This is a genomic window from Streptococcus sp. SV2 (genome assembly GCF_030440175.1).
Lineage (GTDB): Bacteria > Bacillota > Bacilli > Lactobacillales > Streptococcaceae > Streptococcus > Streptococcus raffinosi.
The window spans coordinates 37,811-63,419 of sequence record NZ_JAQFJQ010000007.1 but is presented as its reverse complement, the minus strand read 5'-3'; the positions used below and the strand labels follow the sequence as shown (position 1 = coordinate 63,419).

Genomic DNA, 25,609 nt, shown 5'->3' with positions numbered 1-25,609 from the left:
GATCTTATGTAAGGAGATTAGCAATGCCAGTAAATGCAAAAACAAAATACAAGGCAAAGAAAACTAAGATTGTTTTCTTTGATATTGATGATACGCTTCGTGTCAAGAAGACAGGTTACATTCCTGAATCTATAAAAGCTGTTTTCAAGGGTCTTAAAGAAAAAGGAATCTTGACAGGGATTGCGACAGGACGTGGCTATTATGGTGTGGTTGAGGAAATCCGTGACCTAGAGCCAGATTATTTTGTAACCATTAATGGAACCTATGTGATTAATCGAAAAAACGATGAAATTTACAATCATCCCCTTCCACGTGAGATTACAGAAGCCTTCGTTGCATGGTGCAAAGAGATTGGGATTGCCTGGGGGTTTGCAGGTAAGGATAAGCCAGTTGTTTCAGAGCGTTCAGATTTGATTGATAATGCTATGAAACCAGTCTATGGTCTTTGTGATGTGGAGCCAGACTTTCACTTGTCGAATGATGTTTACCATATGTGGACTTTTGCGGAAAATGATGGTGACCTTGAATTACCTGAAGAACTGGCATCCCATGTCCGTATGGTACCTTGGCACGAACACTCATCAGATGTGGTGGCCAATGGTATCTCAAAAGCTTCTGGTGTTGGTCATGTCTTGGAACATGAAAATCTTAAACCAGAAAATGCTATGATGTTTGGTGATGGTCCAAATGATATGGAAATCTTTGACTATGTTGGTCTTAAGATTGCCATGGGTAATGCCACACCAGAACTGAAAGAAAAAGCAGATTACGTTACAGGAACAGTAGAAGAAGATGGCATTTTCCATGCCTTGGAGGAACTCGGATTGGTAGAAAAAGAACTTCATTTCCCACAACTTGACTTGGATTCAGTAGAAGGGCCAGTCGCAACGATTAAAACAAATCACGGCGATTTGGTCATCAAACTTTTCCCTGACCATGCGCCACTAACCGTTACTAACTTTGTCAATTTGGCTAAAAGTGGTTACTATGATGGTGTAATCTTCCACCGTATCATCAAGAACTTTATGATTCAAGGTGGTGATCCAACTGGTACTGGTATGGGTGGTGAATCAAGCTTCGGTGGTAGCTTCCAGGATGAATTCTCTAAAGAACTCTACAACCTTCGTGGGGCGCTCTCTATGGCCAATGCTGGACCAGATACTAATGGTAGTCAATTCTTTATCGTTCAAACACCAGAAATTCCATATTCTAAAAAAGAATTGGAGCGAGGTGGTTGGCCAGCACCAATCGCTGAAGCTTATGCTGAAAATGGGGGAACACCTCACCTTGATCATCGCCACACAGTTTTTGGTCAATTGGTAGATGAAGCTTCTTATAAGGTACTTGATGAGATTGCGAGTGTCGAAGTTGGGGCTCAAGATAAGCCACTTGAAGATGTTGTCATTGAAACAGTCGAGGTAGCAGACTAAGATGAAAATTGGAGACAAGCTTAAGGGTGTTATCACAGGCATCAAGCCTTACGGAGCCTTTGTTTCCTTGGAAAATGGTACCACAGGCTTGATTCACATCTCAGAGATTAAGACAGGTTATATTGACAACATCTACAATACCCTAAAGGTAGACCAAGATGTCTTGGTTCAGGTCGTTGACTTTGATGAGTTTACACAAAAGGCCAGTCTTTCTTTGAGAACACTTGAAGAAGAAAAAAATAAAATTCCTCATCGCCACCGTTTCTCAGATAGTCGATTGAACTATGGTTTCAAGCCCTTAGCTGCAGCCATGCCAGAATGGATTGAAGAAGGCCTTGACTATCTTCGACAAGAACATGAGGAGAAATAGCAAAAGCTGACTCACGATGAGTCAGCTTTTTATATGGCTTTTGAATTTGAGTGCAAACGAAAAGGTCCTCAACTTAATTGAAGACCCTTGTGTTTTCATTAAACATCAAAATAGAGCAATTCTTTTGGTGTGTGTGTGAAGACTTCAAAGCCGTCTTTTGTAACATAACCACAGTCCTCGATACGGACACCGACTCTTTCAGGAATATAGATACCAGGTTCCACAGAGAAGCACATGCCTTCTTCGATGACCAAGTCATTGCCATCCATGATGGAAGGAAATTCGTGGACATCCATACCAAGACCGTGTCCCAGACGGTGGTTGAAGTATTCACCGTAACCAGCCTTTTCAATAACCTGACGAGCGGCAGCATCAATTTCACTGGCTGTTACACCTGGTTTGATAAAATCAAGGGCTGTCAATTGAGCTTCCAAACAGATATTGTAGATATCTTTCTTGAATTGGTCGGGTTGACCGACAGCTACGGTACGAGTCATATCTGAGACGTAGCCTTGACTGACAACACCCAAGTCAAAGAGAAGAAGGCTGTTGTTCTCAATACGGTTAGTTCCAGGAATACCATGAGGGTTTGCGGCATTATTACCTGTAAGAACCATGGTTTCAAAGGACATTTGATTAATACCGATTTTTTTCATACCAAATTCAATTTGGGCAATGATGTCAGTTTCAGTCACATCAAGAGAAATATTGTCGAAACCGATATTTACAGCTTTATCGGCATAATCACCGGCAACAATCATTTTTTGAATTTCATCAGCTGACTTGATAACGCGCATTTTTTGAATGAATGGTGTCAAGTTTTCAAAGCGACCATCAAAGACCGTTTGCAATCCTTGGAACTTAGTCACATTGAGATTGTCAAACTCTGCATAAATAATAGGGCTGTCTGTACTTGCTAGGCCAGCCTTGATTTTTTGCCATGGATTTTCAGAATCCACATAACCAAAGACTGGGAAGTCGAGTACAGCAGAGGCACGTGCAACCTCAAGAGCAGGAACAAAGAGGGCAGGCTCCCGATTTTCGTAGACGAAGAGGAACATTTGGCGTTCATGTGGATCACAATCAAAACCAGTAAGATAATTGACAGTTACAGGATCTGAAACAATAGCTAGCCCTGCTTTATTTTCATTCAAAAAATGACGAATGCGATCAAGTTTAGACATAGAAAAAACTCCTTTGTATTTCTTACACTCATTCTGTCACTTTTATAGGGAAAATGCAAGTTATTTTTTGGCTTTTCATTAAATCATTTTCTTTCATTGAGACTTTTTTAGGCTAGTTTTGTAAGCGATGGATAGTCTTGGAAACACGAAATGAGAGGTCTTTTTCTGAAATGGCTTTCTTCCTCGTAACCATAAAGAAGGAATCCCTTTCATTTTTTTGTAAAAAATCAGTCAAAATAATTGAAAGTGTTTTCAAAATTTGCTACAATTATCTTGGATAAGTGAGCGTTACGTTAGAAAGGATGTGTTTTTATGAATACTGATGAAACGATTACTATTTACGATGTTGCCCGCGAAGCTGGTGTGTCTATGGCAACGGTCTCTCGTGTTGTAAATGGAAATAAAAATGTAAAAGAAAACACTCGAAAAAAAGTGCTCGAAGTCATTGATCGCCTGGATTATCGTCCAAATGCAGTTGCGCGTGGCTTGGCGAGTAAGAAAACCACTACTGTAGGAGTTGTTATTCCAAATATTGCTAATAGCTATTTTGCGACTCTGGCAAAAGGTATTGATGACATCGCCTCTATGTACAAGTATAATATTGTTCTTGCTTCTAGTGATGAAAATGACGATCATGAAGTTGCAGTCATTAATTCTTTATTTGCTAAACAAGTGGATGGTATCATTTTCATGGGGTACCATCTGACAGAAAAAATCCGTGCAGAATTCTCTCGTACCCGTACACCAATCGTTTTAGCAGGTACGGTTGATCTTGAAAATCAATTACCAAGTGTTAACATTGATTATAAGGCTTCCGTTGAAGATGCTATTACACAGCTTGCTAAAAACAATGAAAAGGTTGCCTTTGTATCAGGACCACTGATTGATGATATTAATGGTAAGCTTCGTTTGGTTGGTTATAAGGCAGGACTTGAAAAAAATAATATGCGCTACAACGAGGGACTTGTCTTCGAAGCTAAGTATAGCTACAAAGATGGTTTTGATTTGGCACAACGTGTCTTGAATTCTGGGGCTACGGCTGCCTATGTGGGAGAAGACGAATTGGCTGCAGGCCTCCTAAATGGTCTCTTTGTAGCAGGTAAATCAGTTCCTGAAGATTTTGAAATCATTACCAGCAATGATTCACCGATTACAAGTTACACCCGTCCAAATCTAACAAGTATCAGTCTCCCTCTCTATGATTTAGGGGCAGTTAGCATGCGTATGTTGACTAAAATTATGAATAAGGAAGAACTAGAAGAAAAAGACGTTATTCTGAATCACGGTCTTACCTTACGTCAATCAACGAAATAAAAAAGGTGTTGGGGCATGATTTTGTCTCAACTTTTCCTTTGAAAAAAGGAGGAATAATGACTTTTGAGGATGCCTATTTTAAGAAGAAACGGTTAAACCCTGATAGCCTGGAGGCCTTCGGATTTAGGACCACTGATAAAGGATGGGAATTAAGAAAGCCACTCATTGACCAAGAACTTGAAGCTAGACTACTCATTGATGAAGAAGGTAATCTAAGAGGACAGGTTCTAGACATTGACCTTAATGAGCCTTATGATACCTTTCGTAGTCCCCAAGCAAGGGGAACCTATGTGGGTCAAGTCAGACAAGCCTATGGAATCCTCCTTTCGCAAGTGGCTGAATCCTGCTATGAGGATCAATTGTTTTCATCCCCACAGGCTAATCGTCTGGCAAACTTCTTGACTCAAGAATTTTTGGACCAGGCAGATCATCCATTTGAGAAATATCCAGACTATCTTTCATATCGAATTGTTGGTAAGTGGTACGCCTTGCTATTTCCTCTCAAAGGAGGAAAACTAGGGCTTGATAGTGAAAAGGCAGACCAGATTTATGATGTGGTTAATCTTAAGGTTGACCCCAAAGATATGGAACAACTCATGAAAATGGAAGGAATTTTTCCTAGTTATCACATGTCTAAGAAAAGTTGGATTAGTCTTGTCTTAGATGAAACGCTACCAGATGAGGTGGTTTTTAAGCTTGTTGCTAGGAGTCGTTCCCTAGTGGCTCCTAAACATCTTCGCAAAACTTCAGAGCCTCATTATTGGCTTATACCAGCTAATCTGAAATATTATGATATTGGAGCGGAATTTTCAGCAAATAAGGAGATTCTGTGGACCCAGAAAGCGAGTATGCAAAAGGGAGATTTCGTTGCCATCTATATTACGGCACCTACCAAAGCTATCCGTTATCTCTGTCAAGTCTTGGAGGCTAATATACCCAATCAGGGTTACCGTGAGGAGGAGAGTATTAAGGCATTGATGCGAATCAAACTGTTGCACACTTTTATGGATAAGGACTTTAACAGTGAGATTTTAAAGAACTTTGGAATTAAAACAGTTCGAGGACCACGCCATATGACGGATGAACTGGTCCAAGCTATGTCTCCTTACTTGAAAGGAAAATGAAAGGAGAAAATCATGCGAATTTTGATTGCACCTGATTCATTTAAGGAAAGTTTATCGGCAAAAGAGGTTGCCCTAGCTCTTAAATCTGGCTTTTCGAAAGCCTTACCTGATGCCGAATTTGACCTTGTCCCTATTGGTGACGGTGGTGAAGGAACCTTGGATGCTCTTGTTGAAAATTTAAATCTTGAAAAGAGAAGGATTAGGCTTCCCCATGCCTATACGAGTGATGGTTCGGTCACCTATGCTAGTGATGGACAGACTGCTATCTTTGAGATGGCCGAAATTTGTGGCTTGGAACAAATTCCTAAGGAAAAACGAAATCCTCTAGCTCTAACGACACAAGGCGTAGGTGAACTAATTGTTCATTTGGTTCAATCTGGCATCCGAGAGTTTATTATAGGCGTAGGTGGATCTGCTACCAATGATGGTGGTATTGGTATGGCATATGGATTGGGTTATCGTTTTTATGATTCTGAAGGACAGGAGCTTGAGCCAATAGGTGCTAATCTTAGCCTTATCAAAAGGGTATCGTCGCAAGGCAAGATTGATTTGTCAGCCACGACCATTCGTCTAATCACTGACGTAGATAACCCTTTGTGTGGACTAAATGGGGCCACCTATATTTTTGGTGGGCAAAAGGGGTTAGATCCTTTGCAATTTGAAAGGGTTGATCAGTCTATGAAACAATTCTACAAGGCCTTTGCTCCTGAAGTCTTACATCTTACTGGTTCAGGTGCCGGAGGGGGTATGGCTGCAGGTTTAGTGGCCTTTGCTGGTGCTGAAATTAAATCAGGTATTGACTTTGTACTTGATTGTGTTAATTTTAACCAACGGGTTAAGTCAGCCGATTTGGTCATCGTAGGAGAAGGGCGTATGGACAGACAGTCTCTATCTGGTAAGGCGCCAGTTGGTGTAGCTAAACGAACACCATCAGGTATCCCTGTCATCGCAATATGTGGTAGTCTGAAAGATGACTTACCGGATTTTCCAGTAGCTGGGATTTCAGCTGCATTCCCTATTATTGGACAAGTAGCAGCTTTAGACCAAGTCCTAGCTTCAGCCAAGGAGAATCTCTATCGAACAGGACTCAATATTGGCAACCTCATCAAGTTGAGTCAAACCTTGTGACATAAGAAAAAAGCCGACCTAGTGTCAGCTTTTATTTTCCAAAAAGTTTAGCAAAAAATCCTTTTTTGGTAATAGCTTGCTGTGTTTTTTGAGGAGCAAGAATATCGGGATGAATCTCCGAGAAGAGGACCTTATCAAGATTTTCTGCCTTATCACTATGCACGATGATTCCATATGGTGAGTGTGCTTTGGCTTCATCCACAATAGTAGCGGAAATATTGAGTGCTTGAGCAGTTTTAATATAGGTGAATTGTGTCTGGTCGGCTAGATTGGGTGAAAGCTTGAGACTTAGATGAGGGTAAGCTAATGAAAGATCTTTTAAAATCTTTGGAAATTTCTCCATTACAGTTTTCTTTTCAGCATTTTCCAATAGAATAGCTAAGACGACACGTTCTGCATAGGTTCCAAAATAGTGACGTAATTCATCAGGTTTTAAGCGCTTCTCACCACTAGCCCATTGGAGCACCTTTTTTTCAAGTGAAGTCATAGAGTTCTCCTGTTTATTTTCTTGCTAGTATTATACAATATTTTGAATTCCTTTTCATCAAGATCTTTTTCTGATATTTTCAAAATTAATTGAAAATATTAAAAAATAGAAAATCGCTAGAAAATTCTGGTTTTAATTTGCTTAACCCTTGATATTGTGGTACTATAAAGGTGTAAAAAAATTTAACTCATAAGGAGAGTATTGTAATGTCAATTATTACTGATGTTTACGCTCGCGAAGTCCTTGACTCACGCGGTAACCCAACACTTGAAGTAGAAGTTTACACTGAATCTGGTGCATTCGGACGCGGTATGGTTCCTTCAGGAGCTTCAACTGGTGAACACGAAGCAGTAGAACTTCGTGATGGTGACAAAGCTCGTTACGGTGGTCTTGGTACTCAAAAAGCAGTTGATAACGTAAACAACGTTATTGCTGAACACATCATCGGATTCGACGTACGTGATCAACAAGGTATTGACCGCGCCATGATCGCTCTTGACGGTACTCCAAACAAAGGTAAACTTGGTGCCAACGCTATTCTTGGTGTGTCTATCGCTGTAGCACGCGCAGCTGCTGACTACCTTGAAGTTCCACTTTACAGCTACCTTGGCGGATTCAACACTAAAGTTCTTCCAACTCCAATGATGAACATCATCAACGGTGGTTCTCACTCAGATGCTCCAATCGCTTTCCAAGAATTCATGATTGTACCTGCTGGTGCACCAACATTCAAAGAAGCTCTTCGTTGGGGTGCTGAAATCTTCCACACTCTTAAGAAAATCCTTAAAGAACGTGGTCTTGAAACAGCCGTAGGTGACGAAGGTGGTTTCGCACCAGCATTTGACGGTACTGAAGATGCTGTTGAAACTATCATCAAAGCTATCGAAACTGCTGGTTACAAACCAGGTGAAGATGTATTCCTTGGTTTCGACTGTGCATCATCTGAGTTCTACGAAAACGGTGTATATGACTACACTAAATTCGAAGGTGAAGGTGGAGCTAAACGTACTGCCGCAGAACAAATCGATTATATCGAAGAATTGGTTAACAAATACCCAATTATCACAATCGAAGATGCTATGGATGAAAACGACTGGGACGGTTGGAAAGCTCTTACTGAACGTCTTGGTGGTAAAGTTCAATTGGTTGGTGACGACTTCTTCGTAACTAACACAGCTTACCTTGAAAAAGGTATTGCAGAACACGCTGCTAACTCAATCCTTATCAAAGTTAACCAAATCGGTACTTTGACTGAAACTTTCGACGCTATCGAAATGGCGAAAGAAGCTGGATACACTGCAGTAGTATCACACCGTTCAGGTGAAACTGAAGATTCAACAATCGCAGACATCGCAGTTGCAACTAACGCTGGTCAAATCAAGACAGGTTCATTGTCACGTACTGACCGTATTGCTAAATACAATCAATTGCTTCGTATCGAAGATCAACTTGGTGAAGTTGCAGAATACCGTGGTTTGAAATCATTCTACAACTTGAAAAAATAAAACGTTGATTTAACAACGTTTCTAAGGACTCTAGGTTAAGCCTAGGGTTCTTTTTTTGCTATCTGAGGGTCAAGAAAGGGGCAAGGTTGACAACTCATAAAACGTCAGATATCCAACACTTTTCAATAAGTACTCTGAATAAAAAATCCCCTCAACCCTAATGTGATTGAGGGGATTTAGGCTTAGAATAAGCCTTTAATCTTGTCTAAAGCACCACTTAATCATTTCATTCCCAGAAACAAGAGCTTTTGCTTGGTCGAAGTACTCGCCTAAATTATCTTTATTGTCCTCGACAAATGTTTTGGCAGCTTCGAAATCTTTTTTCTCGATCATTTCTTTCACTTGGTTAAATAATTCCAATGGATTCATGTCTGTTCTCCTCTAAAAGTTTTCTTATAAATCCTATTTAATCATGCTTGTAGAAAACTAGCAAGAAATATGTTTGAGGGGATTATCTAAAGAATCAGCATTTCATCTAAGTGTTGGTAAACTAAAAAAGGCAGTCCCAATTGGACTGCCTTAATGGCCTATTCTTGTACAGTGGATGAGCTTTGTTCGGAAGAACTAGAACTTGAACCAGAATTTTCGGGTTCTGTTGGGTGAAGCTCTTTGTAAGACGGTGTCTTGAATAGGTCAGCTGTTGAGTGATTGCCTTTTTCTTTATAAAGGCTAGTCGATTTGTCTTTCAGTTTTTTATTGATTTCTCTTAGTTGTTCCATTTGTTTGGTATAAGAGATGGTGCTTGGGTCAGTATGTTTTAAGCCATTAGGTGTGTAGAAACGAAGGAGGTCACCGGTCTGGACAGCGTCACTCATAGAAAGCTGAGTTGCCACTGCCTTTCGAATGGCTTCGTTGTTTTTCCTTGTCGTCTCATCAGGATTGGTGATTTCCTCACCTGTTTGAGTGTTATAAAGTCTACCAGAATAGCTAGTGTATTGAGGAGTCACATACTGTCCAGATGTTCTAAATGCGACGGTTTGCTTATTATCAGGTGATAAGAGGTCTTGCCCCATCTGAATGTATGAGCTAGTGTCGACACCGAGAATATGAAGAAGTGTTGGTAGGGCATCCACTTCGCCACCAAAGGTGTTAGAGATGCCACCACCGGTATATCCAGGAATATGGATCATATAAGGGACACGTTGAAGCATAGCTTTGTCATAGTTAGACCATGTTTCAGAATTTTTTCCAAGAAGATCAGCTAGATTACTGCTTCGTGTATCAGAGATACCGTAGTGGTCACCGTACATCACAATAATGGAGTTATCATAAAGACCAGTAGCCTTGAGGTAATCGAAGAAGTCCTTGACAGCTGAGTCAAGGTAGTTAGCTGTTGCAAAATATCCGTTAACGGTTTCATCTTTTGTTTCAGCAAGTGGGAAACCTTGTTCCTTTTCATCGCCTGACAAGGAAGTGTATGGGTAATGGTTAGATACGGTTAGGTATTTAACGTAGAAAGGTTGTTGCATTTGTTCCAAGTATTTGATAGAACCTGGAAACATATACTTATCGTTTAGGCCATATTGGAAGGAGTTTTCCTCGGTTTTCTCAGTGAAGGCTGAGGAATCGAAGAAATAGTTATAACCCCACTGTTTGTAGGTGTTATTTCGATTCCAGAAGGAACCGGTGTTTCCATGGAATACAGCGGATGTATAACCACCTGTTTGAGCAAGAATAGATGGAGCAGCATAGGCAGTGTTTGTACCACCATAGTTTACCATATATGACCCTGTACTTAGTCCAAAGAGAGACGTTTCCATCAAGGTTTCGGCATCAGAGGTTTTCCCTGACTTGACTTGGTGGAAGAAGTTTGAAAAGGCAAGGGTCTCGTTTGAATGATAAATGGAATTGAGGAATGGGGTAACTTCATAAGACTTACCATCGACTTGGAGCTTGTAATCAATCAGGAACTGTTGGAAGCTTTCCAAGTGAATGACAATGACATTTTTTCCCTTGGCAATTCCGAAATACTTAGGATCTGGTGCAACGTAGTGTTCTTTGACATAGGCTTGAACCTTTTTCATATCCTCCGCTGTTGCAGAAGAACGAGCTTGCGAAGCCTGATAAGTCAGGTTACCAGAATAAGCGGTAAAGAAGGGAATACCCATAGCACGAACAATATAGTTGTTTGAGAAACCACGTGTTAGCAACTCACCCCGGTTAACTTCTGCTAAGAAAAGGTTAACGGATAGAAGGAGTGTCGCCAGTGCTGTAACGGCAAAACTAGCTCGTTTATTAAAGGGTTTACTGTCTGTTTGGAGTTTCTTTCTGAAACCAGCGTAAATGAAGAAAGGAATATCAATTAAGTAAAAGATATAACTTGGTTCAAAAAGGTTCTTGGCTGAGTCTCCAAGTCCTGCTGCTGAGCTGGAGCTCGCTAGTATGGTATTTACCGTGATGAAGTCCGTAAACTCTCCAAAGTAGACCACATTGGCAATGAGCAGAAGGTTAAGGATGACATAAATAGCAATCGTGATGCTATAAAAGAATCGTCGTTTCTTGAAGTAAAGCCCCAATCCTAGAAGCATTAACCCTAGCGGAATGGGATTAATCAGCGAAAGCATAACCTGATACTTGCTTTCCAACTCAAGATTAATATTGACGTAATAAGCGAATATGGTTTTTAGCCAGTAGAAAAAGAGCAACAAGAGGATGAATCCAAGTCTTGATGACACTCCTTTCCAAAAGGCGTCAATTAATTTTTTCAAAGCAATACTTCCTTTGATTCTGTATTATCCTAACTATTATACCAAATAACAAAATGACTCTCAAAAATTTACTGCCATCTGGTGTGATATTCCTTGACATATAATTGATAAAATCTAGTTATGAAACAGAAATACGAGGATTTTTTTGGTATAATAGTAACATGAGTATATTGACGGTAAGTCCCATTGCGGAGAAAAAAATCAAACAAGGAAAGCAATTGCTTTTAGCTGAAGATTTTCCAAATGTAAGTGAAAACAATCAGTTGATTTATCTTTATAACCAGTCTAAGACTTTTTTAGGAACGGGCTATTTGTCTAGCCAAAATAAAGGTATAGGTTGGTTTCTCTCTAATAAAAAGCAAAAATTGACTCTGGCTTATTTTCAGAGGCTTTTTGAACAGGCTAAGCTAAAACGCCAGACTTACTATGACAATGAGTTGACGACGGCTTTTCGTCTCTTTAATCAAGATGGAGATGACTTTGGTGGCCTCACCATTGATTTATATGGAGATTATGCCCTCTTTTCATGGTACAATGCCTTTGTTTATTCCTTGAAGGATGTTATTGTAGAGGCTTTTCAAACGGTCTTTCCTGAGGTTTTGGGAGGCTATGAAAAAATTCGTTTTAAGGGTCTTGATTTTGAATCGGAACATCTTTTTGGAAAAGAGGCGACTGATACTTTTACCATTTTGGAAAATGGAGTAACTTATGAAGTTTTCCTCAACGATGGGTTGATGACAGGGATTTTCCTTGATCAGCATGAAGTTCGCGATGGTTTAGTTAATGGTTTGGCTCTTGGCAAATCTGTCTTAAATATGTTTTCTTATACGGCAGCTTTTTCAGTTGCTGCTGCTATGGGAGGTGCAATTGAGACCACTTCAGTCGATTTAGCAAAGCGGTCACGTGAATTGTCCACAGCACATTTTAAGGCTAATGGTTTTAGTATGGACAATCATCGCCTCGTCGTAATGGATGTTTTTGATTATTTCAAATATGCCAAGAAAAAAGGTTTGACCTATGATTTTATCGTTATTGATCCACCAAGTTTTGCTCGTAACAAGAAACGCACCTTCTCAGCAAGTAAGGATTATCATAAGTTGATTGCGCAGAGTCTTGATATCCTGACAGAGCGTGGAACAATCATCGCAAGTACTAATGCAGCTAATATGACTGTGCAACAGTTTAAAAAGCAACTGCGTAAGGGTCTGGGTGATGTTTCGGCGGATTTTGTTAACCTGCAACAATTGCCAGCGGATTTCACCGTCAATCCTAATGATCCGGCATCAAACTATTTGAAAGTATATACAATAAGGGTAAATAAATGAAAATTGTAGTTCCAATTATGCCTACTAGCTTAGAGGAGGCACAAGCGCTTGAATTGTCTCGTTTTGCTGGGGCAGATATTATTGAATGGCGTGCAGATTTTTTGGATAAGGATAGTATTTTAACGGTTGCACCGGCCATTTTCGAGAAATTTGCCGGTTTTGAAATTATCTTTACCATTCGTACAACACGTGAAGGTGGAAACATTGAATTGACCGATGCAGAGTATGTGGCGCTTATCAATGATGTGTCTGCTATCTATTCGCCAGACTATATTGATTTTGAGTACTTTACACACAAGGCGGTCTTTGATCAGATGCTTGGGTATTCAAATTTGGTGTTGTCTTATCATAATTTCAACGAGACCCCAGAAAATCTTATGGAGCTCCTGTCTGAAATGACGAATTTGACGCCACGAGTCGTTAAGGTGGCTGTTATGCCACAACATGAGCAAGATGTTCTTGACCTTCTGAATTTCACACGTGGTTTTAAGGCCTACAATCCTAATCAGGAGTTTGCTACCATGTCAATGGGTAAACTTGGTCGTTTGTCTCGCTTGGCGGGTGATTTGGTAGGGTCATCATGGACCTTTGCTAGTCTTGATAATGCCAGTGCACCGGGCCAAGTTAGTTTGGCAGATATGCGAAAGGTTAGGGAGGTTTTGAATGCAGATTGATGGATATACACGCTTAGCTGCTGTCGTTGCCAATCCAATCAAACATTCCATTTCTCCTTTTATTCATAATTTAGCTTTTGAAAAGACACAAGTGAATGGTGTCTATCTTGCTTGGGAAATTCCAGAGTCAGATCTGGCTGAGACTGTTGAAAATATTAGACGTTATGATATGTTCGGTATCAATCTATCTATGCCCTATAAGCAGAAGGTTATTTCTTTTTTGGATGAGCTTAGTCCTGCAGCACAATTGATTGGTGCGGTTAATACGGTTGTTAATCGTGATGGCCATTTGATTGGTCATAATACAGATGGTTTTGGTTTTTTTGCCAGCCTCAAGAATTTCAGTCCTAAAGGTGCTCATCTAATGATTTTGGGTGCTGGTGGAGCAGCTAAGGCTATTGTGACGCAAGCTGTTCTTGACGGTGCCAAAAAGGTCAGTATCTATGTTCGTCCCCAGTCATTGGATAAGGCAAAAAACAGTTTTAAGACCTTGATGGACCAAACGGATGGTCACTTGGAATTTCATGCTTTAAGTGATGTTGACTATTTTCAAGAAGAACTAGGCCAGGCCGATTTATTGGTGAATGCGACAAGTGTAGGTATGGATGGAAAATCCTTGCCAATCGCCAAAGATACTATATTTCCTAAGGGGCTTTTGATTGCGGATATTATTTATCAGCCTTTTGAAACACCTTTCTTGGCCTTGGCTAGACAACAGGGACTGGAAGCCGTAAATGGTTTGGGCATGTTACTGCATCAAGCAGCAGGTGCCTTTAAACTATGGACGGGTAAGGACATGTCAACAGATGCTATTTGGCAGGAATTAGAAAAGATATACAATAGCTAGGAGGGGACAGCGATGAAACTAGAGGTAAATTTAACACATAACCCTTATGACATTATCATTGAAAAGGGAGCTCTTAAGATGGTAGGTCAATGGGTCAAGTCACTTTGGAAACCACAAAAGATTGCGCTTATTACAGACAACCATGTGGGTGGCTTATACGCTGAAAGAGTTAAGCTTAGCTTGGAGCATGAGGGCTTTGAGGTTGTCGTTTTTGATTTCCTAGAAGGTGAAGCAAGTAAAAATCTTAGGACTGCTAACAAGGCTTATGAATTTTTGATTAAGAATGGCATGACACGTAGTGATGGGATTGTCGCTCTTGGTGGTGGCGTTGTTGGCGACCTAGCAGGCTTTGTCGCTTCAACTTATATGCGTGGGATTCATTTTGTTCAGGTCCCAACTAGTCTAACTGCCCAGGTGGATTCATCTATTGGTGGTAAGACAGGTGTGAACACGCCTTTCGCTAAGAATATTGTGGGAACCTTTGCTCAACCTGATGGGGTCTTGATTGATCCTAATGTCCTTGAGACACTTGGTAAACGTGAATTGATTGAAGGTATGGGTGAGGTTGTCAAATACGGTTTGATTGACGATCCTGAACTTTGGCACCTCCTTGAGAGCATTGATGGTTCAGTTCACAGTATTTTAGAAAACTCAGAAACTATCATTTACCGTTCATGTAATGTGAAGCGTAAAATTGTCGTTGAAGACGAGTTTGAAGGTGGGGTTCGTATGTACCTCAACTTTGGTCATACGATTGGGCACGCTGTTGAACAAACCGCTGGTTACGGTAAGGTCATGCACGGTGAAGCGGTGGCTATCGGAATGGTTCAGATTTCACGTGTGGCTGAGGGAAAAGGACTAATGCCTCAGGGTATCACTCGTCAAATTGCCGAGATGTGTGCCAAATTTGGTTTGCCAGTAGATTATGAGCCATGGCGTGTTGAGGAGCTCTATACTGCTCTCACACATGATAAAAAGGCTCGTGGTAATAGCATTAAGACTGTTATCGTTCCAGAAATCGGTAAGACAGCTATCAATCAGATTCCTTTGGTTGAAATGAAAGAATACTTGGAGAAATAAATGAGATATTTAACAGCAGGTGAGTCTCACGGACCACGTCTAACAGCAATTATCGAGGGTGTTCCAGCTGGTCTTCCCTTGACGGCTGAAGATATCAATGGTGATTTGAAACGCCGCCAAGGTGGTTATGGTCGTGGTGGCCGTATGAAAATTGAGTCTGATAAGGTTGAAATTACTTCTGGTGTTCGTCATGGGAAAACTACAGGGGCTCCAATTACCCTCCATGTCATCAATAAGGACCATCAAAAATGGTTGGATATCATGGCTGTGGAAGACATTGAGGACTGTTTGAAAACCAAACGTAAAATCACTCACCCACGTCCTGGCCATGCTGACTTGGTTGGTGGTATGAAATACCGTTTCGATGATTTACGTAATTCTTTGGAACGTTCTAGTGCGCGTGAAACAACTATGCGTGTGGCGGTTGGTGCTGTCGCTAAACGTATCTTGGCTGAGCTTGATATTGAAATTGCTAACCATGTGGTGGTCTTTGGTGGTAAGGAAATTGATGTGCCTGAGAATTTGACGGTCGCTCAAATCAAGGAATTGGCTCAACAGTCAGATATTTCAGTTGTTAACCAAGAGCGTGAACAAGAAATTAAAGATTACATTGACCAAATCAAAAAAGAAGGTGATACCATTGGTGGTGTCGTTGAAACGGTCGTTGGGGGTGTCCCTGTGGGTCTTGGCTCTTATGTGCAATGGGATACAAAACTTGATGCCAAGATTGCCCAAGCAGTTGTTTCCATCAATGCCTTCAAGGGTGTCGAGTTTGGTCTTGGTTTCAAGGATGGCTACCTCAAGGGTTCTCAAGTCATGGATGAGATTCTTTGGAATGAAGAAGACGGCTATACGCGTCGCACCAACAACCTTGGTGGGTTTGAAGGTGGTATGACCAATGGCCAACCAATTGTAGTCCGTGGGGTTATGAAGCCAATTCCAACCCTCTACAAGCCATTGATGTCTGTGGATATCGAAACTCACGAGCCATATAAGGCAACTGTTGAACGTTCAGATCCTACGGCCTTACCGGCAGCGGGTGTCGTTATGGAATCGGTGGTTGCTACAGTCGTAGCCAATGAAATCTTGGAAAAATTTTCTTCTGATAATTTGGAAGAATTGAAAGAAGCGGTGGCACGTCACCGTGATTATGTGAAAAACTTTTAAGCAGCATCAATGAAAAGATGGGAGTAGTAATGAGTAAGAAAACGATTTATATCGCAGGCTTGGGTCTGATTGGAGGTTCTTTGGGTCTCGGAATTAAAAGAGATCATCCCGATTATGAGATTCTTGGATATAATCGCTCTGACTATTCTCGAAATATTGCGCTGGAGCGTGGGATTGTTGACCGAGCAACAAATGATTTCAAGGAGTTTGCTCCGTTGGCGGATGTGATTATCTTGGCTGTGCCTATCAAGCAAACAGTGTCCTACTTGAAAGAGTTGGCCAACTTGAACTTGAAAGATAATGTCATCATCACAGACGCCGGCTCAACCAAGCTTGATATTGTTGAGGCAGCTGAGCATTACCTAGCAGGAAAAAATGTTCAGTTTGTAGGTTCCCATCCTATGGCTGGTTCCCATAAATCAGGGGCTATTGCAGCCGACGTGACGCTTTTTGAAAATGCCTATTATATTTTCACACCGACAAGTCTGACAAGAGAGACAACTATCCCAGAGCTTAAGGACATCTTGTCTGGGCTTAAGTCACGTTTTGTGGAGATTGATGCGGCTGAACACGACCGTGTAACCAGTCAAATCAGTCACTTTCCCCACCTTTTAGCTTCTGGTCTTATGGAGCAGGCGGCTGATTATGCTCAGGCTCACGAGATGACTAATCACTTTGCGGCTGGGGGGTTCCGAGATATGACCCGTATTGCTGAGAGTGAACCTGGTATGTGGGCTTCCATTCTCATGACTAATGGGCCTGCCGTTTTGGATCGTATTGAAGATTTCAAAAAGCGTTTGGACCATGTGGCTGATTTGATTAAGGCTGAGGATGAAAATGCTATTTGGGAGTTCTTTGACAACGGTCGCAAGAAACGCAAAGAGATGGAAATCCACAAAAAGGGTGGCGTGGAAAGTGCCTTCGATATTTTTGTGGATGTTCCTGACCGTGAGGACGTTATCCTCAGCATTATGGAATTGTTGCGGGGAACGTCTTTGGTTAACCTTCGGATCAATGAAGAAAATCGTGAAGATATTCACGGTATCCTTCAAATTACTTTTAAAAATGAAAAAGATCGCACGCATGCTAAGACTGTTATTGAAGCCAATACAGACTATCATGTGGTGATCGCCTAGGAGAATACAATGACAAATATTTATGATTTAGCAAATGAGTTGGAACGTGGCATTCGTGCCCTTCCTGAGTACAAAACTTTGGTAGAGAAAAAAGAAGCCATTGCAGCTGATGCTGAAGCTAGTGCGCTTTTCAAAGAGTTCACTGACTTCCAAGAGGATTTCTATGCTAAAATGCAAGCTGGTACAATGCCAACTGCAGAAGAACAAGCAGCTGTTCAAGAATTGGGTCAAAAGGTAGAAGCTAATGCCCTTTTGAAAGAATACTTGGCTGCACAACAAGGTTTGTCTGTTTATTTGAACGATATTGAACGTATCATCTTCAAACCTTTGCAAGAATTGAATAGTTAATCAAAGAGGGTGTGTCAATTGACAGGCCCTTTTCTGCATTAAAGGAGGTAAATTATGGCTCGTAAAATTGGAATTATTGGAATGGGAAATGTTGGTGCTGCGGTAGCTCATGGGGCAATCGCTCAAGGATTAGCCGATAGTTATGTCTTTATTGATATCAATGATAAAAAGGCTGAAGCAGATGCTCAGGATTTTAAGGATGCCATGGCCAATCTGCCTAGCTATGCTAAGATTGTTGTCAATGATTATGCAGCCCTTGAAGATGCTGATGTGATTATTTCATCGCTTGGTAATATTCAGTTGCAGCATAATGCTGGTGAAGATCGTTTTGCTGAATTTCCATTTACCCGAGAAGCAGTCTATCAAGTTTCTCAAGAACTCAAAAAGTTGGATTTTAAAGGTGTCCTTGTGGTTATTTCAAATCCTGTTGATGCCGTATCAGCTCTCTATCAGGAATTCACAGGCTGGCCAAGAGAACGTGTGATTGGGACAGGGACTTTACTCGATACGGCGAGAATGAAGGCAGCGGTAGGAGATGATTTATCAGTCAATCCCAAATCAGTATCTGGCTACAATCTTGGCGAACATGGGAATTCCCAATTTACAGCATGGAGTCAAGTCAAGGTTAAAGGGCAAGACATTACAGAATTGACAAGCGAAGAAGAGCGACAAAATTTGTTCATGGCATCCATGAAGGGTGGCCACAAAGTCTTTTATGGTAAGGGGTATACGTCTTACGGCATTGCCAGTGCGGCTCTTCGTTTGGTGTCTATTATCCTTTCGGATGCTCAAGAAGAAGTGGCAGTATCAAGCTATCAAGAAGCATATCAAACCTATCTTGGCTATCCAGTCATCCTAGGGCGTCATGGGGTGGCTGCTCCAGTTCGCTTGTCTTTGTCGGCTGAGGAAAAAAATCTTTTGCAGGAGTCTGCTAACTTGATTCGGAACCGTGTTCAAGAGGCGGTTGCCTTCTTGAAAGAAAAGTATGGCAATACAAACGAGTGAATATTTTGACAATTCAGTCTATGGTTGGGCTTTCGATTATGGTATAATGAGAGTAACTATAAAATTTTCAGGAGTAACCTATGAAACTAGAAACCAAGGCCCAAGGTCTTCATGGCAGCTTGCGTATCCCTGGTGACAAGTCAATCAGTCACCGTTCGATTATGTTCGGAAGTCTTGCCAAAGGTGTGACAACTGTTCGTGATATTTTACGAGGTGAGGATGTCCTCTCAACTATGCAGGTCTTCCGTGATTTGGGTGTGACTATCGAGGATGATGGTGATGTGGTACGCATTCACGGTGTTGGTTTTGATGGTCTCAAGGCTCCTCAAAACAAATTGGACATGGGTAACTCTGGAACATCCATTCGCTTGATTTCAGGTGTGCTTGCAGGTCAAGATTTCGATGTAGAGATGTTTGGAGATGATTCCCTTTCAAAACGTCCGATGGACCGTGTGACCATTCCCTTGCGTCAGATGGGTGTAGAGGTTTCTGGTCAAACAGACCGTGATTTGCCACCATTGAAAATGCACGGTAGCAAGTCCCTTAAACCTATTCATTACCAATTGCCAGTGGCCTCTGCTCAGGTTAAATCTGCTCTTATTTTTGCAGCGCTTCAAGCTGATGGTGAATCTGTCATCATTGAAAAGGAAAAAACACGTAATCATACAGAGGATATGATTCAGCAGTTTGGTGGTCAGCTTCAAGTAGATGGCAAGGAAATTCGTATTTCTGGTGGCCAAAGCTTTACTGCTCAAGAAGTCGTGGTTCCAGGTGACATTTCTTCAGCGGCCTTTTGGTTGGTAGCGGGACTCGTGGTGCCTAACTCTAAGATTGTCTTGGAAAATGTCGGCATCAACGAGACACGTACGGGTATCATTGATGTGATCAAAGATATGGGTGGTAAGATTACCCTTTCAGATATTGACCAAGTTGCCAAATCTGCGACTATTACGGTTGAAACTTCAGAACTTAAAGGAACTGAAATTGGTGGCGATATCATTCCACGTTTGATTGATGAACTTCCGATTATCACACTCTTGGCGACGCAAGCCCAAGGTAAGACAGTGATTCGTGATGCTGAAGAACTCAAGGTCAAAGAGACCGACCGTATTCAGGTGGTGGCAGATGCCTTGAATGCTATGGGGGCTGATATTGTTCCAACAGAGGATGGTATGATTATCACTGGTAAGACCGCTCTTCATGGAGCAGAGGTCAATACCTTTGGTGACCACCGAATTGGTATGATGACAGCTATTGCTGCTCTCTTGGTTCAAGATGGTGAGGTTGACTTGCAACGTGCAGAAGCTATCAATACAAGTTACCCAAGCTTCTTTAGTGACTTGGAAGGATTGCTCAATGGCTAAAGTTTTATTGGGCTTTATGGGAGTTGGTAAGAGTTCCGTCGCCCCATACCTGGATGGTCGTTTCGTTGATATGGATCAGGTCATCGAGGAGAAAATCGGCATGTCCATTGCTGATTTTTTTGCAAAAGAAGGTGAAGCAGCCTTTCGTCAGATTGAGTCTGAGACTTTGGAAGAACTTCTCCAAGAGGGAGATGATGTCGTCATCTCTACTGGAGGTGGTGTCGTTGTAACGGAGCGTAATCGTCAGCTCTTGATCAAGAATCGTAAGCATAACGTTTGGCTCCACGCTTCTTTCGATGTGGTCTATGATCGCATTAAAAAGGATACTAAAAATCAACGTCCCCTCTTTCTCAACCATTCTAAAGAGGAATTCAAAGCCATTTACGATGGTCGCATGGCCCTCTATCAAGGTTTAGCAGACTTGGTTGTCACAGTCGATAACCGTACACCAGAAGAAGTAGCAAGGTTTATCAAATGTATGTAGGTTATTTGGGCCCGATCGGGTCGTTTACGCATAATGCAGCCTTAAAAGCTTTTCCTAAGGCTGACTTGGTTTCACTGGGAACCATTACTGAAGTTATCAAGTCTTATGAAGAAGGACGTGTGAATTATGCGGTTATTCCGGTAGAAAATTCTATCGAGGGCTCTGTTCATGAGAGTTTAGACTATCTTTTTCACCAGGCAGATATTCGTGCTGTGGCGGAGATTGTTCAGCCTATCAAGCAACAGTTGATGGCGGTTAAGGACCATGCACAGATTGAGAAAATCTTTTCACACCCTCAGGCAATTGCTCAAGGGAAGAAGTACATTAAACAGCACTTTCCCAAGGCTAAGATTGAAACAACAGCCAGTACAGCCTTTGCCGCTCGCTTTGTCGCTGAAAATCCTGATCAACCTTATGCAGCCATCGCACCTAGTGCTGCTGCTGAGGAATATGGTCTTGAAATTTTAGCCAAGGATATCCAAGAAATTGAGAAGAATTATACCCGTTTTTGGGTGCTTGGAAACTCTGTTCCTGAGATTCCTCTTCATCAGATTGATTGTAAATTAACGCTGGCCTTGACCTTGCCTGACAATATGCCGGGTGCGCTTTATAAAGCCCTGTCTACCTTTGCTTGGCGAGGCATTGACTTGACTAAGATTGAAAGTCGTCCTTTGAAGACTGTGCTTGGCGAATATTTCTTTATCATTGATTGTGATTATACACAGGAGAAGTTGGCTCAGTTTGCTCTTGAAGAGTTAACTGCAGTTGGAATTGGATATAAAATCTTGGGTGCTTACCAGGTATATGAAATTTAAAGGGAAATCTTATGACCAAATCTAACAATGGGCCGTTTACGCATCATGAACGGTTACGTTACAGCTATCTTTTAAAAAATCTTGCTTACCTCAATGGGCAGCAGGCTTCGGAATTCAATTATCTGCAAAGTAAGTTGGATGCTTATGAAGCGGAGCGCTCCTATGGAAGGTATCAGGAGCAAAGAGAGGATGACTATCAAGCCGCTTGGCGACAGTCTTATGACAATCGTCGGGAAAGCTATCAGGAGCCTGATTATGAGAATGTTCATCAGCTGACAGACGAAGGACTCCCCATTTATCGAGAGGAGGCCCCTCAAAGCAGACCTGAGCGAAAAAAAGTTCCTAAAAAACGACGTCCTATCTCAAAAACTGCTTCTAAACCAAGCCCTCAACCAGCTAAGAAGAAGCGACCAAAGAAAAAGCGAAGACTCAAGAAAGTCGTTAAGCTAGTGCTTAGTTGCTTAAGTCTTGGTGTTGTCTTTTTGGTGCTGGCTATGGCCTATCAATTTTACAAGGGGACAGACCTATCTGCGGCCGGAAATAACGGTAAATCTTACCAGCCTGCCTTAGTTGAGACCTTTAACGGCAAGGATACTAGAGATGGGGTTAATATCCTTATCCTTGGTTCGGACCAACGTGTGAGTCAGGAATCTACAGATGCTAGAACGGACTCCATCATGGTCATCAATGTGGGCAATAAGGAAGGTAAAATCAAGATGGTCAGCTTTATGCGTGATACCTTGGTTAATATTAAAGGCGCTTCAGAATCAGAGTATTCTCAAGACTTGAAACTCAATTCAGCCTTCAATATTGGTGAGCAAAATAACCATCAAGGGGCAGAACTCATACGTGAGACGCTCAAGCGGAATTTTGACATAGATATTAAGTATTACGCTATGGTTGACTTTGAGACCTTTGCGACGGGGATTGATACCTTATTTCCGAATGGTGTGGAAATCAATGCCAAATTCTCCACTGTTGATGGTAAAAAAGTGTCCTCAGTCAAAGTTCCAGATGATTTGAGAATGGACAAGAATGGTCATGTGCCAAATCAAACCATCAAAATTGGTGAACAAAATATGGATGGGCGCACCCTTCTGAACTATGCCCGTTTTCGTAAGGATGATGAAGGGGATTATGGCCGTACCAAGCGTCAACAACAAGTCATTCAAGCTATGATGAAGCAAGTTAAAAATCCGCTTAGTCTTTTTAAGGGACCTGAGGCTTTAGGGAAGGTTTACTCTCTGACCTCAACCAATATGAGCATGACAGAAATGTTGGATTTGGGTCTTTCAAATGCCAGTAGTTTCAAAAATGGTATCAGTTCTCAAACTATTCCATCAGATGGTGATTGGGTAGATAACTATGACCTCTACGGCGGTCAAGGTATTGAAATTGATTTTGACAGTTACCAGGCTAAGTTAAAGAAATTAGGATTTAGATAAGAAAAAAACAAGCTTGTTCAGTGTGAACAGGCTTGTTTTTAGTGTGCGTCCGCTACAAGAGCATGATACAAAAGCTTCAGAAAATGATAGAGCAAATATACCATAATGGCAAGAACTGGTAAGAACTCGGCTAGATAAATCAGATGGGTCATCGGATTCATGAGCTTAAGGCTAGTAGTAGCTGCCTTGAAAGCATTGGCGCTGTTAACCAAGGGGAAGCTAAAAGCTGCAAAGAGTGGGATAAAGCCTTTTTTGACCAGTCTTACGAAGAGATTAAGAGCATAGAAAAAGAATGCTTGCGAGAATAAGAGTAGGACAAGTAAAATAATAGTTGCAGGTCTTTGATTACTCTTGATTGAGCTGGTAATGAGAAGGGCCAGAGGTGCTGCTAAAATGGCAAGTATAGGTCGATAGAGGTGAGGAATGGCTATCTGTCTCATTCTCCACAAAACAAGTGGAAAGAGGGCTAAAGTCGCAAATCCCGTTACTCCCAGAATAAGTCCCTTGATGCTAGTTGGAAGACTAGCGGGTACTGTCATAAGACTGATAGCTGGGCCAACATAGACCACGAACCAGCTTGGATAAACTTGATTCAAAGAGAGTGGGCGTAAAAAACGCAGACTGAAAAAAATAATATAGGCAATATAAAGTCCAAGGAGTCCAATCCAAGTCACACTTAAGCCTGTCTGAGCTAGTGGGAGGCGGCTGGCAAATAGAAAGGCAGCCATAAAGAAACTAGCAAAGGCTGATGCAACGACTGGGTTTCGCAAATCTTCTCTTATTTGTTCAAATCCAAGAATCAAGCGTCCCAGTATAAGTATAAAACCTATACTGGCTAAACACCAAATACCCTGAGCAATCAGGGTATAGTGGCTTATTTGATTGGATAAACTAAAGAGGGCAAGAACTAGACTAGATAGGGCCAAGGGAATTTTCTTAAAAAATACCTTCATTGGTCCACCGGCCTTTCTAGCTAGCCGCAAGAATGTGACGAAGCTGAACCGCACTCGGAGATACAATTGGAAGGAAGACGCCTTCATTCCAACGACGGATAAAGCTTGACTCTGATTCTTTCAAATAGCCACGACCACCACTAGCTTGAAGTTCGAGGAGCAAGCTGTTGGCTACGACATCGACAATATCGATACGCAATTGGAAAAGTTCACGTGGTTTTTCAATGAAATAATCGGCATCATTAAGCCCTGCAAAGAGTTGCTCTTGGATAGCAAGAAGATTTTCACGTGTAGCTTCAAATTCTTCACGAAGAACGCTACGGTTACTGTTTAGACTAGCTTCAACCTCATCAAGAGAACGTTTAGCCAAACCAAAGGCAAGACCAAATTGGAAACCAAGGAAGTTTGGACGTGTTTTGGCAATATAGTCCGTACCTTCTTTTGAAAGGATCCAATTAGGATCTAACTTAACGTGATCGAAAGTAAGAGAGGCGGTGTTAGCACCCTGAAGGGAAACAAATTCCAAATCTTCAGAACGGCTGAGGCCCTCAGCTTCAGATGGAATAGTGATAATCCAAGGTTGGCTACCGTCTTTAAAGTCAGCAGCAAAAAGAGCAGCGAATTTATCAGAACGTAGGTTAGTTACCCAAGGCAAACGGCCATCGAGATAGTAGTCATCACCTTCTTGACTGATGGTAACATTCAATTCTTCAATATCAGACAAGAATTTGACCGCATTTGACAAGCCAGTTCCACCAGCACGCTCACCGGTATACAATTCTTTCAACCATGTTTCACGAGGGTAAGCATTGTCACTCGCAAGGATATACTCGATGAAAGTACGGTGCCCCCAAGAAATAAAGGAAGCTGTCAAAGAGTGTTGTGCCAATTCATCAAGTACATCAACGACTTGAGTAGGACCACCACCTAGGCCATCAAACTCAGCAGGTACGCCGATTTTAAAGACGTCGTTTTCAGCAATTTTTTCAAGAAGTTGGTCCGCAATGGGTCCAGACTCTTGGTCAATATGGTCAGCGTTGGTGTCCAACCAAGTAAGGAATTCTTTTGAAAAATGTGACATAGGCTTAGGTCCTCCTCTAGTTTATCCTTTGGTTTTGAATTAAGCGAATTCTTGAAGTTCAGGGTTAATCGGTGTTTGTGCGAGATTGTTAGCGTAGTTACACAAGCTAGCAAGGCTGACACCCAAGATAACGTCAAGGGCATTTTGAGCAGTGTAACCAGCTTCCAAGAAGTCATTGTAGGCTTCGTCACCAACAGCACCTTTGGTATTGATCACGGCAATAGTGAATTTAGCAAGGGTATCAAGTTTTGGATCGTCTTCGATTGGTGTACGGTTACGAAGGGCTTCCAAGAGTTGTGGTGTCATTTGGATTTGCTTGATTGAAAAGGCTGTGTGACCTGCCACACAGAAAGCACATCCGTTAGTAACAGCAGCTGTAATTTGAACAACCTCACGTTCAGTTGGTGTCAATGAATTGCGACGGTTGATTTCACCGACAGTACGGTAAGTTTCAAGCGCAGTTGGCGCATTAGCAAGGAGACCAATCAAGTTTGGAATGAATCCCCCATTAGCATCTTTGACTGTTTGAAGGACGTCTTTAACTTCTTCTGGTGCAGTTTCGATTGTATGAATGGTAATATCTGGCATGATTATTCTCCTTTATATAGAAACGACAGCCAGCCTAGTGGCTGAGT

Annotated in this window: 24 protein-coding genes and 1 pseudogene; 18 read left to right on the top strand and 7 right to left on the bottom strand. The window is 41.6% G+C overall.

Features of this window, described 5'->3' with window-relative positions:
• The first annotated feature begins 23 nt into the window (after positions 1 to 23).
• Together PCY14_RS05655 and PCY14_RS05650 are read left to right on the top strand one after the other, a co-directional pair.
• Positions 24 to 1,430 carry a Cof-type HAD-IIB family hydrolase gene (locus PCY14_RS05655; RefSeq protein WP_301363244.1) on the top strand — a complete coding sequence of 469 codons (1,407 nt, stop codon included), beginning with the start codon at positions 24 to 26 and terminating at the stop codon, positions 1,428 to 1,430.
• Between the two features lies 1 nt (position 1,431).
• Positions 1,432 to 1,800, top strand: coding sequence for a S1 RNA-binding domain-containing protein (locus tag PCY14_RS05650; protein WP_008534113.1), 369 nt, complete (start codon positions 1,432 to 1,434; stop codon positions 1,798 to 1,800).
• Between the two features lie 98 nt (positions 1,801 to 1,898).
• Here PCY14_RS05650 and PCY14_RS05645 read toward each other — a convergent pair whose 3' ends face one another.
• On the bottom strand, positions 1,899 to 2,984 hold the full coding sequence (locus PCY14_RS05645; RefSeq protein WP_301363243.1) for a Xaa-Pro peptidase family protein: 1,086 nt from the start codon (positions 2,982 to 2,984) through the stop codon (positions 1,899 to 1,901).
• A gap of 312 nt (positions 2,985 to 3,296) precedes the next feature.
• Here PCY14_RS05645 and ccpA point away from each other — a divergent pair, with 312 nt between their 5' ends.
• From ccpA to PCY14_RS05630, 3 genes are read left to right on the top strand one after another with little or no spacing between them, the layout of a single operon-like run.
• Complete coding sequence (gene ccpA, locus PCY14_RS05640; RefSeq protein ID WP_293938651.1) at positions 3,297 to 4,298, top strand: catabolite control protein A; 1,002 nt, start codon at positions 3,297 to 3,299, stop codon at positions 4,296 to 4,298.
• Positions 4,299 to 4,354: 56 nt separating this feature from the next.
• Positions 4,355 to 5,422, top strand: a complete 1,068-nt coding sequence (locus tag PCY14_RS05635) for an MmcQ/YjbR family DNA-binding protein (protein WP_301363242.1) — start codon at positions 4,355 to 4,357, stop codon at positions 5,420 to 5,422.
• A 12-nt stretch (positions 5,423 to 5,434) separates the two neighbouring features.
• The gene (locus tag PCY14_RS05630; RefSeq protein WP_301363241.1) at positions 5,435 to 6,550 is read left to right on the top strand and encodes a glycerate kinase; all 1,116 of its coding nucleotides are present in this window, start codon (positions 5,435 to 5,437) and stop codon (positions 6,548 to 6,550) included.
• A 31-nt stretch (positions 6,551 to 6,581) separates the two neighbouring features.
• Here PCY14_RS05630 and PCY14_RS05625 read toward each other — a convergent pair whose 3' ends face one another.
• On the bottom strand, positions 6,582 to 7,037 hold the full coding sequence (locus PCY14_RS05625) for a YueI family protein (protein ID WP_021152143.1): 456 nt from the start codon (positions 7,035 to 7,037) through the stop codon (positions 6,582 to 6,584).
• A gap of 206 nt (positions 7,038 to 7,243) precedes the next feature.
• On the opposite strand from PCY14_RS05625, the gene eno reads away from it, so the two are divergent.
• On the top strand, positions 7,244 to 8,542 hold the full coding sequence (gene eno, locus PCY14_RS05620) for a surface-displayed alpha-enolase (protein ID WP_002889001.1): 1,299 nt from the start codon (positions 7,244 to 7,246) through the stop codon (positions 8,540 to 8,542).
• A gap of 182 nt (positions 8,543 to 8,724) precedes the next feature.
• Here eno and PCY14_RS05615 read toward each other — a convergent pair.
• Positions 8,725 to 8,911 (bottom strand): annotated as a pseudogene (locus PCY14_RS05615) (hypothetical protein).
• A 158-nt stretch (positions 8,912 to 9,069) separates the two neighbouring features.
• A complete protein-coding gene (locus tag PCY14_RS05610; protein ID WP_021145751.1) occupies positions 9,070 to 11,250 on the bottom strand; it encodes an LTA synthase family protein in 2,181 nt (726 codons plus the stop codon).
• 161 nt (positions 11,251 to 11,411) lie between these two features.
• Between PCY14_RS05610 and PCY14_RS05605 the strand changes: the two genes are divergently transcribed.
• The 12 genes from PCY14_RS05605 (at position 11,412) to PCY14_RS05550 (ending at position 22,940) form a co-directional block, all read left to right on the top strand.
• Positions 11,412 to 12,575, top strand: coding sequence for a class I SAM-dependent rRNA methyltransferase (locus PCY14_RS05605; RefSeq protein ID WP_301363240.1), 1,164 nt, complete (start codon positions 11,412 to 11,414; stop codon positions 12,573 to 12,575).
• A complete protein-coding gene (gene aroD / locus PCY14_RS05600; protein WP_021145748.1) occupies positions 12,572 to 13,249 on the top strand; it encodes a type I 3-dehydroquinate dehydratase in 678 nt (225 codons plus the stop codon). The genes PCY14_RS05605 and aroD overlap by 4 nt, the downstream gene beginning before the upstream one ends.
• The gene (locus tag PCY14_RS05595) at positions 13,239 to 14,096 is read left to right on the top strand and encodes a shikimate dehydrogenase (RefSeq protein WP_301363239.1); all 858 of its coding nucleotides are present in this window, start codon (positions 13,239 to 13,241) and stop codon (positions 14,094 to 14,096) included. Before aroD ends, PCY14_RS05595 begins: the two co-directional genes overlap by 11 nt.
• A gap of 12 nt (positions 14,097 to 14,108) precedes the next feature.
• Entirely contained in the window at positions 14,109 to 15,176 is a 1,068-nt protein-coding gene (aroB, locus tag PCY14_RS05590) for a 3-dehydroquinate synthase (RefSeq protein WP_301363238.1), read from the top strand.
• Positions 15,177 to 16,343 carry a chorismate synthase gene (gene aroC, locus PCY14_RS05585; RefSeq protein ID WP_301363237.1) on the top strand — a complete coding sequence of 389 codons (1,167 nt, stop codon included), beginning with the start codon at positions 15,177 to 15,179 and terminating at the stop codon, positions 16,341 to 16,343.
• Positions 16,344 to 16,372: 29 nt separating this feature from the next.
• Positions 16,373 to 17,479: a prephenate dehydrogenase gene (locus tag PCY14_RS05580; RefSeq protein ID WP_293911452.1), complete on the top strand. Its 1,107-nt coding sequence runs from the start codon at positions 16,373 to 16,375 to the stop codon at positions 17,477 to 17,479.
• A gap of 9 nt (positions 17,480 to 17,488) precedes the next feature.
• Positions 17,489 to 17,827 carry a YlbF/YmcA family competence regulator gene (locus PCY14_RS05575; RefSeq protein WP_002890462.1) on the top strand — a complete coding sequence of 113 codons (339 nt, stop codon included), beginning with the start codon at positions 17,489 to 17,491 and terminating at the stop codon, positions 17,825 to 17,827.
• A gap of 54 nt (positions 17,828 to 17,881) precedes the next feature.
• Positions 17,882 to 18,832: an L-lactate dehydrogenase gene (locus tag PCY14_RS05570; RefSeq protein WP_301363236.1), complete on the top strand. Its 951-nt coding sequence runs from the start codon at positions 17,882 to 17,884 to the stop codon at positions 18,830 to 18,832.
• An 80-nt stretch (positions 18,833 to 18,912) separates the two neighbouring features.
• Complete coding sequence (gene aroA / locus PCY14_RS05565; protein ID WP_003093644.1) at positions 18,913 to 20,196, top strand: 3-phosphoshikimate 1-carboxyvinyltransferase; 1,284 nt, start codon at positions 18,913 to 18,915, stop codon at positions 20,194 to 20,196.
• Positions 20,189 to 20,680: a shikimate kinase gene (locus PCY14_RS05560; protein WP_145516324.1), complete on the top strand. Its 492-nt coding sequence runs from the start codon at positions 20,189 to 20,191 to the stop codon at positions 20,678 to 20,680. The genes aroA and PCY14_RS05560 overlap by 8 nt, the downstream gene beginning before the upstream one ends.
• On the top strand, positions 20,671 to 21,495 hold the full coding sequence (pheA, locus tag PCY14_RS05555; RefSeq protein ID WP_021145736.1) for a prephenate dehydratase: 825 nt from the start codon (positions 20,671 to 20,673) through the stop codon (positions 21,493 to 21,495). The genes PCY14_RS05560 and pheA overlap by 10 nt, the downstream gene beginning before the upstream one ends.
• Before the next feature lie 11 nt (positions 21,496 to 21,506).
• The gene (locus PCY14_RS05550) at positions 21,507 to 22,940 is read left to right on the top strand and encodes an LCP family protein (protein ID WP_145516320.1); all 1,434 of its coding nucleotides are present in this window, start codon (positions 21,507 to 21,509) and stop codon (positions 22,938 to 22,940) included.
• 38 nt (positions 22,941 to 22,978) lie between these two features.
• Here the strand turns inward: PCY14_RS05550 and PCY14_RS05545 are convergent, their stop codons facing one another.
• From PCY14_RS05545 to PCY14_RS05535, 3 genes are read right to left on the bottom strand one after another with little or no spacing between them, the layout of a single operon-like run.
• Positions 22,979 to 23,893 (bottom strand): ethanolamine utilization protein EutJ, encoded by a 915-nt coding sequence (locus tag PCY14_RS05545; RefSeq protein WP_145516318.1) that lies wholly within the window; start codon positions 23,891 to 23,893, stop codon positions 22,979 to 22,981.
• Positions 23,894 to 23,909: 16 nt separating this feature from the next.
• Entirely contained in the window at positions 23,910 to 24,974 is a 1,065-nt protein-coding gene (locus PCY14_RS05540) for an acyl-CoA dehydrogenase family protein (RefSeq protein WP_021144467.1), read from the bottom strand.
• 39 nt (positions 24,975 to 25,013) lie between these two features.
• Positions 25,014 to 25,562 carry a carboxymuconolactone decarboxylase family protein gene (locus PCY14_RS05535; protein ID WP_002888987.1) on the bottom strand — a complete coding sequence of 183 codons (549 nt, stop codon included), beginning with the start codon at positions 25,560 to 25,562 and terminating at the stop codon, positions 25,014 to 25,016.
• Between the last annotated feature and the right edge of the window lie 47 nt (positions 25,563 to 25,609).

What these genes read in the sequence shown, in the direction of transcription:
- PCY14_RS05655 (WP_301363244.1), top strand. Translation starts at nt 24, where the DNA reads ATGCCAGTAAATGCAAAAACAAAATACAAGGCAAAGAAAACTAAGATT.
- PCY14_RS05650 (WP_008534113.1), top strand. Translation starts at nt 1,432, where the DNA reads ATGAAAATTGGAGACAAGCTTAAGGGTGTTATCACAGGCATCAAGCCT.
- PCY14_RS05645 (WP_301363243.1), bottom strand. Translation starts at nt 2,984, where the DNA reads ATGTCTAAACTTGATCGCATTCGTCATTTTTTGAATGAAAATAAAGCA.
- ccpA (WP_293938651.1), top strand. Translation starts at nt 3,297, where the DNA reads ATGAATACTGATGAAACGATTACTATTTACGATGTTGCCCGCGAAGCT.
- PCY14_RS05635 (WP_301363242.1), top strand. Translation starts at nt 4,355, where the DNA reads ATGACTTTTGAGGATGCCTATTTTAAGAAGAAACGGTTAAACCCTGAT.
- PCY14_RS05630 (WP_301363241.1), top strand. Translation starts at nt 5,435, where the DNA reads ATGCGAATTTTGATTGCACCTGATTCATTTAAGGAAAGTTTATCGGCA.
- PCY14_RS05625 (WP_021152143.1), bottom strand. Translation starts at nt 7,037, where the DNA reads ATGACTTCACTTGAAAAAAAGGTGCTCCAATGGGCTAGTGGTGAGAAG.
- eno (WP_002889001.1), top strand. Translation starts at nt 7,244, where the DNA reads ATGTCAATTATTACTGATGTTTACGCTCGCGAAGTCCTTGACTCACGC.
- PCY14_RS05605 (WP_301363240.1), top strand. Translation starts at nt 11,412, where the DNA reads ATGAGTATATTGACGGTAAGTCCCATTGCGGAGAAAAAAATCAAACAA.
- aroD (WP_021145748.1), top strand. Translation starts at nt 12,572, where the DNA reads ATGAAAATTGTAGTTCCAATTATGCCTACTAGCTTAGAGGAGGCACAA.
- PCY14_RS05595 (WP_301363239.1), top strand. Translation starts at nt 13,239, where the DNA reads ATGCAGATTGATGGATATACACGCTTAGCTGCTGTCGTTGCCAATCCA.
- aroB (WP_301363238.1), top strand. Translation starts at nt 14,109, where the DNA reads ATGAAACTAGAGGTAAATTTAACACATAACCCTTATGACATTATCATT.
- aroC (WP_301363237.1), top strand. Translation starts at nt 15,177, where the DNA reads ATGAGATATTTAACAGCAGGTGAGTCTCACGGACCACGTCTAACAGCA.
- PCY14_RS05580 (WP_293911452.1), top strand. Translation starts at nt 16,373, where the DNA reads ATGAGTAAGAAAACGATTTATATCGCAGGCTTGGGTCTGATTGGAGGT.
- PCY14_RS05575 (WP_002890462.1), top strand. Translation starts at nt 17,489, where the DNA reads ATGACAAATATTTATGATTTAGCAAATGAGTTGGAACGTGGCATTCGT.
- PCY14_RS05570 (WP_301363236.1), top strand. Translation starts at nt 17,882, where the DNA reads ATGGCTCGTAAAATTGGAATTATTGGAATGGGAAATGTTGGTGCTGCG.
- aroA (WP_003093644.1), top strand. Translation starts at nt 18,913, where the DNA reads ATGAAACTAGAAACCAAGGCCCAAGGTCTTCATGGCAGCTTGCGTATC.
- PCY14_RS05560 (WP_145516324.1), top strand. Translation starts at nt 20,189, where the DNA reads ATGGCTAAAGTTTTATTGGGCTTTATGGGAGTTGGTAAGAGTTCCGTC.
- pheA (WP_021145736.1), top strand. Translation starts at nt 20,671, where the DNA reads ATGTATGTAGGTTATTTGGGCCCGATCGGGTCGTTTACGCATAATGCA.
- PCY14_RS05550 (WP_145516320.1), top strand. Translation starts at nt 21,507, where the DNA reads ATGACCAAATCTAACAATGGGCCGTTTACGCATCATGAACGGTTACGT.
- PCY14_RS05545 (WP_145516318.1), bottom strand. Translation starts at nt 23,893, where the DNA reads ATGAAGGTATTTTTTAAGAAAATTCCCTTGGCCCTATCTAGTCTAGTT.
- PCY14_RS05540 (WP_021144467.1), bottom strand. Translation starts at nt 24,974, where the DNA reads ATGTCACATTTTTCAAAAGAATTCCTTACTTGGTTGGACACCAACGCT.
- PCY14_RS05535 (WP_002888987.1), bottom strand. Translation starts at nt 25,562, where the DNA reads ATGCCAGATATTACCATTCATACAATCGAAACTGCACCAGAAGAAGTT.